At 46.7% G+C, this 507-nt stretch carries 1 protein-coding gene; it reads left to right on the top strand.

The features are described from left to right. Positions 1-507 (top strand): SUMF1/EgtB/PvdO family nonheme iron enzyme (locus AB4653_RS21600; protein WP_372105312.1); only part of this gene is annotated, 507 nt, incomplete at both ends.

Below are 507 nucleotides of genomic sequence, written 5' to 3'. Positions count from 1 at the left end.
ATCTGGGACTTACCTACTCGGTGAAAATAACGCTGAGCAAGTCACGATCAAACAGCCATTTGCATTAGCGGCAACCCCAACTCGTGTTCAAGATTTTAAAGCATTTGTGAAAAATACGGGTTACCAGACAGACGCAGAGCTGATGAACACTTGTGATACCTTCGTGAATGCAGAAATCACGACTGTGTCAGACAATGACTGGAAAGCTCCTGGTTTCAAGCAAGTCGATAACTCACCCGTTGTATGCGTCAGCCAAAGCGATGCGAAAGCGTACACACGTTGGTTATCTAAAAAAACAGGCTTTACTTACCGCCTACCAACACAACAAGAGTGGGAAGCGGCGGCAAGAGCGGGTCAAGATACCAGCTTCTGGTGGGGCAACAAATTCCGTTCAGGTAGAGCTAATACTGGTTGGTCTGGTACACAGTGGTCAAACGTCAGTACTTCTCCTGTAAAATCATTCTTGCCAACGCCAACGGGTTTCTACGACATGGTAGGTAACGTTTG

Source organism: Vibrio sp. 10N.222.48.A3 (genome assembly GCF_041475345.1).
Taxonomy (GTDB): Bacteria; Pseudomonadota; Gammaproteobacteria; order Enterobacterales; family Vibrionaceae; genus Vibrio; species Vibrio tasmaniensis_A.
The sequence above is the reverse complement of the archived record's forward strand: the minus strand, read 5'-3'. Positions and strand labels throughout refer to the sequence as shown.